Raw genomic sequence first — 6,776 nt, forward strand, 5'->3', positions numbered from 1 at the left:
GCTGTCGGCGCGCCCGGGAGCGGGCCACTGGCCCGCGACCGGCCCGCGAGGGAGTCGGTTCGGCGTGTATACCCGCCGAGCCGACGAGGCTGGGGAGGCGTGAGGCGCGGTGCGGAGTTGTGCGGGGTGGGACGCAAAGGGGCGGTCGCCGGCGGCAACGCCGCCGGCTGCCAGAGGCACGGATTCACGGCTGGGGCTTTGAAGCCGTTCCCCGCACTACCGACGACTTCGTACGAACGCCCGAGGCGTTGATGGCGTCTGCCGTGGCACTCATCCGTATTCGCGAGACGCGGATCCGGCGGAGCGGGATGGGTATGTCATAAATTTAAGCCCGGACGTCTCGAGTCCGGTAGTATGGGATTCGACGAGATGGACGTCGACACGATCTGGAAGAACGGGGAGTTCCTCGACTGGGAGGACGCGACCACTCACGTCCTCACGCACGCGCTCCACTACGGAACCGGGGTGTTCGAGGGGCTTCGCGCGTACGAGACGGAGCAGGGTCCCGCGATCTTCCGGCTCGAGGAGCACCTCGACCGCCTCTTCGACTCCGCGAAGATGTACGACATGGACATCGGCCACTCTCGCGAGGAGATCACGGAGGCGACGCTCGAACTCCTCGACCGGCAGGACCTCACCTCCTGTTACATCCGGCCGATCGCCTACTACGGCTACGAGTCCCTCGGCGTCTCGCCGGGCGACTGCCCGACCGACCTCGTGCTCGCCGCCTGGCCGTGGGGGACGTACCTCGGCGAGGAGGCGCTCGAGGAGGGCGTCGACGTGATGGTCTCCTCCTGGCGGAAACACGCCTCCTCGCAGGTCCCCACGAACGTGAAGACCACCGGCCTCTACGTCAACTCGATGCTCGCGGGCGAGGAGGCCCGCCGGAACGGCTACGTCGAGGCGATCGTCCTCAACAAGGAGGGGAACGTCGCGGAGGGCCCCGGCGAGAACGTGTTCATGGTGAACGACGGCGAGATCTACACCACGGGTCAGGCCCAGTCGATCCTCGAGGGCATCACCCGCGACACGGTGATCACGCTGGCCGAGGAGCGCGGCTACACCGTCCACGACGAGGCGGTCATCTCCCGCGGACAGCTGTACACCGCCGACGAGCTGTTCTTCACCGGCTCCGCCGCCGAGGTGACGCCGATCCGCTCCGTCGACGACACGGAGATCGGAAGCGGCACCCGCGGTCCCGTGACCGAGGAGCTCCAGGAGGCCTTCTTCGAGGTCATCGAGCGCCGGACCGACGACCACGACGAGTGGTTCACGTATCTGTAGACCGGCTCACGACCCGCTAATCGGAGCGTGGGTCGTCTCCCGACCGCTCTCCGTCATCGTCGGATCGGTTTCCACCGCCGTCGGCTCGACTTTCGCCGCCGTCGGATCGCTCACTGGCGGTTCGTCCCGGATGACCGACGCCGGGACGGTGGTCCTCGGGTCGGTCGTCGGCGGGCGGGCGCTCCTCCTCGACGGGTATCTGGTGGGCGGACTCGCCGAAGCCCGCAGAGAGGATCCGTGTCATGCCCTCCTCGACGCTCTCGCCGGTGTCCTCGACCCGCTCGGGCTCGACCTCGATGACGAACCCGGTGGTGATGTTCGGCGCGGTGGGCATGAAGAGGACGATCTTCCCGTCGCGGGTCTTCTTGCCCGTTCGGAACGCGGTCATCCGGATGCCGGGCCACGTCTCGAGGTACACCGGGTTCTGGAGCTCGTCGGTGCCCGAGATGGCCGTCTCGGCCGCGAGCTTCGAGGCGTTGTACACCACGCGTAGCGCGGGGATCCGGTTTATCGCGTCGTCGACCTTCGCCTCCGCGAGCCGGCCGATCGTCGTCCGCATGAAGTAGCCGACCGCAAGCACGAGCGTCGAGAAGACCGCGATGGCGATGACGACCCGCGAGACTGGCTCCAGCGGGGCGGGGATGACTTCCGGCTGGAGCGCGTCGATGAGCGGGATCGACGCGATGTGGAGGTAGATCCACCGGATGACGAGGAGCAGAACGAGGAGAGGGGCCAACACGATGAGCCCGCTGGCGAAGTCGCGTTTCCACGTGGACATCTATCGTCTCGCTATGCGGCGGCAACGCTTAAAGGGCTTCCACCCACCTGCCGGTCCACCCGTCCGTGGTCGCCGAGAGGTACGAACCGTCGATCTCCGCCACCGGCCCACCACCATCCCCGACACCGATCTACCGCCATCCCCGCCACCGACTCACCGCCCGACGATCGCCCGTACGGCGAACGTCAGGTTTTCCTTGCGCTCGCGCACGCGACGGTAGAAGTACGAGAGCCACTTGTCGCCGTAGGGCGCGTACTGTTTCACGTCGACGCCCTGTCTCGCGAGGTCGCGCTGGGCGTCCTCGCGGACGCCCATCAGCATCTGGATCTCGTAGTCCGTGCCGTGTTCGGTCGCGAGCCGGTTGGCGAGCGAGATCATCTCCGGGTCGTGGCTGCCGACGGCGACTCCCCGATCGCGGCGCTCGAAGAGGAACTCGATGTCGCCGCGGTACGCCTCGTCGACGTCGGCCTTGTCGGTGTAGGCGATCGCGTCGGGCTCGTCGTACGCGCCCTTCACGAGACGGACCACGCCGGGAACGTCGACGAGCCGTTCGAGGTCCTCGCGGGTTCGCTTGAGGTTCGACTGGACGCACTGGCCGACGCTCCAGGGGTAGTCGTCGGCGATCGACTCGAACGCGTCGAGGGTGGCGTCGGTCGTGTCGGCGTCCTCCATGTCGCACCAGACGAACGCGTCGCGCTCGTGGGCGTACGCCACCAGCTCGCGGTACTGCTCCTCGAAGAGGTCGGCGGAGACGTCGAGGCCGATCTGCGAGGGTTTGACGGAGATGCACGCGTCCAGGTCCGTTCCGGACAGATCGTCGAGGAGCCGACGGTACGCGTCCGCGTCGGCCCGGGCGTCCGCGGGGTCGACGTAGTGCTCTCCGAGCAGGTTCAGGATGACGGCGACGCCCTCCTCGTTGCGTTCCCGTGCGTGCTCGAGCGCCTCGGGGACGCTCTCGCCGGCGACGAACCGGCGCGCGATCGGGGGGATCATACCCGGAGGTGGGTTCCCCCCGACTTGAGCGTTGTCACCGGCCGACCCGCGGACGCGACGGTGACCTCGCGTTTCGGTTCCCCGTCGGATCCGCGGTTTATATCACGCGGACGGGCGTGATGCCGGCATGGTCGGTTCCCTCGTCGCGACCGCGTTCTGGGCGATGGTGCCAGCGTACGTGCCGAACAACGCCGCGGTGCTCGCCGGCGGCGGCCGCCCGATCGACGGGGGCCGCGAGTGGCGAGGCGCGCGCCTGCTCGGCGACGGGAAGACGTGGCGGGGGACCGCCGTCGGGACGGCGGTCGGCGTCGTCGTGGCGATCGCGCTCAACGCCGTCGTCGGTCCCGCGAGCGCGGCGCTCGGCGTGGACCTCCCCACGTTCGAGCTCCGAGCGGCGCTGGGGCTGGCGTTCGGCGCGATGATCGGCGACATCGGCGCGTCCTTCCTCAAGCGGCGCTCCGGACGGGAGCGCGGGGCGTCGTTCCCCGGGCTCGACCAGCTCGACTTCGTCGTCGGCGCGCTCCTCTGCGCCCTCCTCGTCGCACCCGGCTGGACGACGGCCGTCTTCACGCTTCCCGTTCTCGCCGTCGTGGTCGTGATGACGCCCGTCCTCCACGTGGTGACGAACGTCGCCGCCTACGCGCTCGGGCTGAAGAACGAACCCTGGTGAGGGACGACTCCCGGTGAGGGACGACGGTCCGCGTCGCTATCGGGGTCGATCGGTCGAGAGGTCGACGATCACCTGATCGCCCACCGCGGTGACGGCGTCGCCGGGGATCCGGATCGTCTCGTCGTCGTCGTTGCGTGTGATCTCGTCGGCCTGTGTGGTCGCGTCGTATGTGGTCGCGTCGCCGTTTCCGATCACGTCGTCGTTTTCGTTCGTATCGCCGCGGGTCACCTCGCCGCGGTCGGAGGCGTCCGCGACGGGATCGACGAGGAGCGTCTCGAAGTCTCCCGACCGTGGATCGATGGTGAGGTTACGGACGGTACCGAGCTTCCTGCCGTCGGCGCTGAGCACCGGCTTCTCGGGGAGGGCGCTCGCGAGGACCGTGGACATGACACCCGTGCGTGGGCGGGAACGGGACAAAAAAGTACGGGATCGTCGTTCCGTATCGGGTGTCCGTGACCGATCGGTCGGATCCGGTCCGAGGAAGCGTTGGATCCGAAATCACGGAAAGATACTTATGCTGCCGTGGCATACCTTGTCATGCAATGTCTAGCGCACCCAGCACGAACGACGACGTGTTCGACGAGTTCCTGTCCGACCGGGGCCACGAGACGGAGATCGTACGCTGGGAGCGATCGTATAACAAGCTTCAGTGCCCCGAGTGTGGTGCGCTCCACCCCGAGGGAACCGACAGCTGTTCCGTCTGCGACTGGCGGCCGACCTGACGCCGACGGCATCGATCGACCGGTTAGCGGTTTTCTTTCCGCCCGGATCGGGCGGCAGTATTATATATAACGATTAGCTAGTGGGGCGTATGCCGACCTGCCAGAACTGCGGTTCGTTCGTTACGACCGACTACGTCCGGGTGTTCACGCCGAACGACGTGGACCGTCCTCGCGTCTGTCCGGGCTGTGAGGACCTGGTTCGTGACGGTGCCGACGTGCGGGAAGCGCGCGCGACCCGAAGCAACTGACGTCCCGTCGATCCGCCCGCCACCGACCGAAACCCACCGTTCACCCGGCTCAGTCCTCCATCCCACGCTCGTCCTCGACGGTCCTCCCTCCACCCCCGACGGGGGGCGTAGACGGCCCGAACGACCCGTCACCGAGCCACGGCGTTTAAGGAGAGCCGCGATCAGTAGTCGGTAATGAACGACCCCACCGTAACGCGACTGTTCGGCGGCCCCGGGAGCGGGAAGACCACCGCCCTCCTCGACCGCGTCGAAGGGATCCTCGAGGACGACGGCGCGGAGGTCCGCGACGTGCTCGTCGTCTCCTACACCCGCGCGGCCGCCGCCGAGATCCGTGAACGGCTCGCCGAGCGCCTCGACGTCTCCCCGCGGAGCCTCCAGGGGAACGTCTGTACGATGCACGCGAAGGCGTACGAGCTGCTCGACCTCTCGCGGGGCGACGTGGTCGGCGAGAGCGACAAGGAGGAGTTCTGTGAGGAGTACGGCATCGAGTTCGAGGACCAACACGGCGGGGCGGGGCGCCGAACGGCGCGGTCGACGACCATCGGCAACAAGATCATCGCCACCTCCCAGTGGCTCCAGCGCACCGAGCGCGACGTGGCCGACTGGTACGACGTTCCCTTCCAGTGGAACGTCGAGGAGGTCAGGCTCCCGCCCGAGGAGGATCCCAACGCCCAACAGGGGAACAAGTACACCCCGACGTGGCCCTCCGACGACGACCGGATCGACATCCCGGAGACGATCCGCGCGTGGCGGGCCTACAAGGGCGAACACGGGCTCGTCGGCTTCGCCGACATGCTCGAACGCGTGGCCGGGCGCTCGCTCGTGCCCAACGTCGACTACCTCGTCATCGACGAGTTTCAGGACATCACGACGCTCCAGTACGGCGTCTTCGAGGAATGGCGGCCGCACATGGAGAAGGTACTCATCGCCGGCGACGACGACCAGGTCGTCTACGCGTGGCAGGGTGCGGACCCCGACCTCCTCTTGGAGACCGACGTCGACGAGGACGTGATCCTCCCGAACTCCTACCGGCTCCCCTCGGAGATCCTCAACGTCGTCAACGCCGAGATCCGCCACATCGACAAGCGTCAGGAGAAGGACCTCCACCCGCGTAAGGAGGGCGGAAGCGTCGAGGCGATCGAGTCGCCGTCGATGCTCGAACTCGTCCGGAACGTCCGGTACACCGTCGAGGACGACGAGGGCAGCGTGATGTGTCTGTTCCGCGCGCGATACCAGATGTTCGACTTCATCGACGAGTTCATCGACCACGGCATCCCGTTCACGATGCTGACCGACGGGCGGATGTGGACCGACCGCGTCCAGGACTACGTCTCCGCCATCGAGAAGCTCGACGACGACGAGCCGATCACGCTGCTCGAGGCCCGCCGGCTGGCGGACATGCTCCAGGAGTCCGCGTTCGGTACGCACGACCGCGAGGAGTTCTACGACTTCGTCGACGACCGCGAGGAGGCCGCCGACGCCGACGACATCTCGCTGATCGAGGTGGCTCCCGACGAGGTGCACGACCGGGTCCCGTTCATGCCGGACGCCGCGAGCGCCGACGACATGGTCCGGAAGGTGACGAGCTTCCAGCGGAAGTCGATGGGGGCGTACTTCTCGGGCGACTATCAGGAGGTCGAGCCCGACCGGGTCCGCGTCGGCACCATCCACTCCGCGAAGGGCCGCGAGGCCGACCACGTGTTCGTCGCGACGGACCTGACGGAGAAGGTGGTCGAGCAGATGGCGGCCTCCATCGACGATCCGACCGACGTCGACGGGGTCGACGAGTTCACGAAGACCACGAGCCCCGTCCCGGTGCTCACCGACAACGAGCGACGGGTGTTCTACGTCGGGATGTCCCGTGCCCGCGAGCGGCTCGTGATCATGGAGAGCCTCATCGGTGGCGCGCCGACGCTCCCGATCAGCGTCCTGCTGTTCAACGAGCTCCGCGACGAGCCGCCACAGGAGCTCATCGAGGAGGTCCAGGACGAGGTGGCGGTTCCCGAACCCGAGCCGTGAGCGGCGGGGACGAGCGCTCTGCCGCTCCGGGCCACGGTGGCGACGGGGACGAGCGCTCTGCC

The 6,776-nt window shown here is 67.7% G+C and carries 8 protein-coding genes; 5 read left to right on the forward strand and 3 right to left on the reverse strand.

Annotated features, from left to right (window positions below; genetic code table 11):
• Window positions 1-354 precede the first annotated feature (354 nt).
• Entirely contained in the window at window positions 355-1,284 is a 930-nt protein-coding gene (locus OKW78_RS16295) for a branched-chain amino acid transaminase (RefSeq protein WP_281196114.1), read from the forward strand.
• A 16-nt stretch (window positions 1,285-1,300) separates the two neighbouring features.
• Here the strand turns inward: OKW78_RS16295 and OKW78_RS16300 are convergent, their stop codons facing one another.
• Together OKW78_RS16300 and OKW78_RS16305 are read right to left on the reverse strand one after the other, a co-directional pair.
• Window positions 1,301-2,062: a DUF502 domain-containing protein gene (locus OKW78_RS16300; protein WP_281196115.1), complete on the reverse strand. Its 762-nt coding sequence runs from the start codon at window positions 2,060-2,062 to the stop codon at window positions 1,301-1,303.
• A gap of 153 nt (window positions 2,063-2,215) precedes the next feature.
• Window positions 2,216-3,055, reverse strand: a complete 840-nt coding sequence (locus tag OKW78_RS16305) for a proline dehydrogenase family protein (RefSeq protein ID WP_281196116.1) — start codon at window positions 3,053-3,055, stop codon at window positions 2,216-2,218.
• Window positions 3,056-3,182: 127 nt separating this feature from the next.
• Here OKW78_RS16305 and OKW78_RS16310 point away from each other — a divergent pair, with 127 nt between their 5' ends.
• Complete coding sequence (locus tag OKW78_RS16310) at window positions 3,183-3,725, forward strand: CDP-2,3-bis-(O-geranylgeranyl)-sn-glycerol synthase (RefSeq protein WP_281196117.1); 543 nt, start codon at window positions 3,183-3,185, stop codon at window positions 3,723-3,725.
• Window positions 3,726-3,761: 36 nt separating this feature from the next.
• Here the strand turns inward: OKW78_RS16310 and OKW78_RS16315 are convergent, their stop codons facing one another.
• Complete coding sequence (locus OKW78_RS16315; protein ID WP_281196118.1) at window positions 3,762-4,112, reverse strand: PRC-barrel domain-containing protein; 351 nt, start codon at window positions 4,110-4,112, stop codon at window positions 3,762-3,764.
• A 155-nt stretch (window positions 4,113-4,267) separates the two neighbouring features.
• Here OKW78_RS16315 and OKW78_RS16320 point away from each other — a divergent pair, with 155 nt between their 5' ends.
• The 3 genes from OKW78_RS16320 to OKW78_RS16330 all read left to right on the forward strand — a co-directional run bounded on the left by OKW78_RS16320 (window position 4,268) and on the right by OKW78_RS16330 (window position 6,714).
• On the forward strand, window positions 4,268-4,447 hold the full coding sequence (locus OKW78_RS16320) for an HVO_0416 family zinc finger protein (RefSeq protein ID WP_112079158.1): 180 nt from the start codon (window positions 4,268-4,270) through the stop codon (window positions 4,445-4,447).
• An 89-nt stretch (window positions 4,448-4,536) separates the two neighbouring features.
• Window positions 4,537-4,695 carry a hypothetical protein gene (locus tag OKW78_RS16325; protein ID WP_188127902.1) on the forward strand — a complete coding sequence of 53 codons (159 nt, stop codon included), beginning with the start codon at window positions 4,537-4,539 and terminating at the stop codon, window positions 4,693-4,695.
• Window positions 4,696-4,869: 174 nt separating this feature from the next.
• Window positions 4,870-6,714: a UvrD-helicase domain-containing protein gene (locus OKW78_RS16330; protein WP_281196119.1), complete on the forward strand. Its 1,845-nt coding sequence runs from the start codon at window positions 4,870-4,872 to the stop codon at window positions 6,712-6,714.
• The last annotated feature ends 62 nt before the right edge of the window (window positions 6,715-6,776 follow it).

Origin of the sequence: Halorubrum sp. F4, from assembly GCF_027257195.1 — an archaeon.
Lineage (GTDB): Archaea > Halobacteriota > Halobacteria > Halobacteriales > Haloferacaceae > Halorubrum.

Bases quoted from the DNA above. Each gene is read 5' to 3' on its own strand.
- OKW78_RS16295 (WP_281196114.1), top strand. From the start codon at position 355: ATGGGATTCGACGAGATGGACGTCGACACGATCTGGAAGAACGGGGAG.
- OKW78_RS16300 (WP_281196115.1), bottom strand. From the start codon at position 2,062: ATGTCCACGTGGAAACGCGACTTCGCCAGCGGGCTCATCGTGTTGGCC.
- OKW78_RS16305 (WP_281196116.1), bottom strand. From the start codon at position 3,055: ATGATCCCCCCGATCGCGCGCCGGTTCGTCGCCGGCGAGAGCGTCCCC.
- OKW78_RS16310 (WP_281196117.1), top strand. From the start codon at position 3,183: ATGGTCGGTTCCCTCGTCGCGACCGCGTTCTGGGCGATGGTGCCAGCG.
- OKW78_RS16315 (WP_281196118.1), bottom strand. From the start codon at position 4,112: ATGTCCACGGTCCTCGCGAGCGCCCTCCCCGAGAAGCCGGTGCTCAGC.
- OKW78_RS16320 (WP_112079158.1), top strand. From the start codon at position 4,268: ATGTCTAGCGCACCCAGCACGAACGACGACGTGTTCGACGAGTTCCTG.
- OKW78_RS16325 (WP_188127902.1), top strand. From the start codon at position 4,537: ATGCCGACCTGCCAGAACTGCGGTTCGTTCGTTACGACCGACTACGTC.
- OKW78_RS16330 (WP_281196119.1), top strand. From the start codon at position 4,870: ATGAACGACCCCACCGTAACGCGACTGTTCGGCGGCCCCGGGAGCGGG.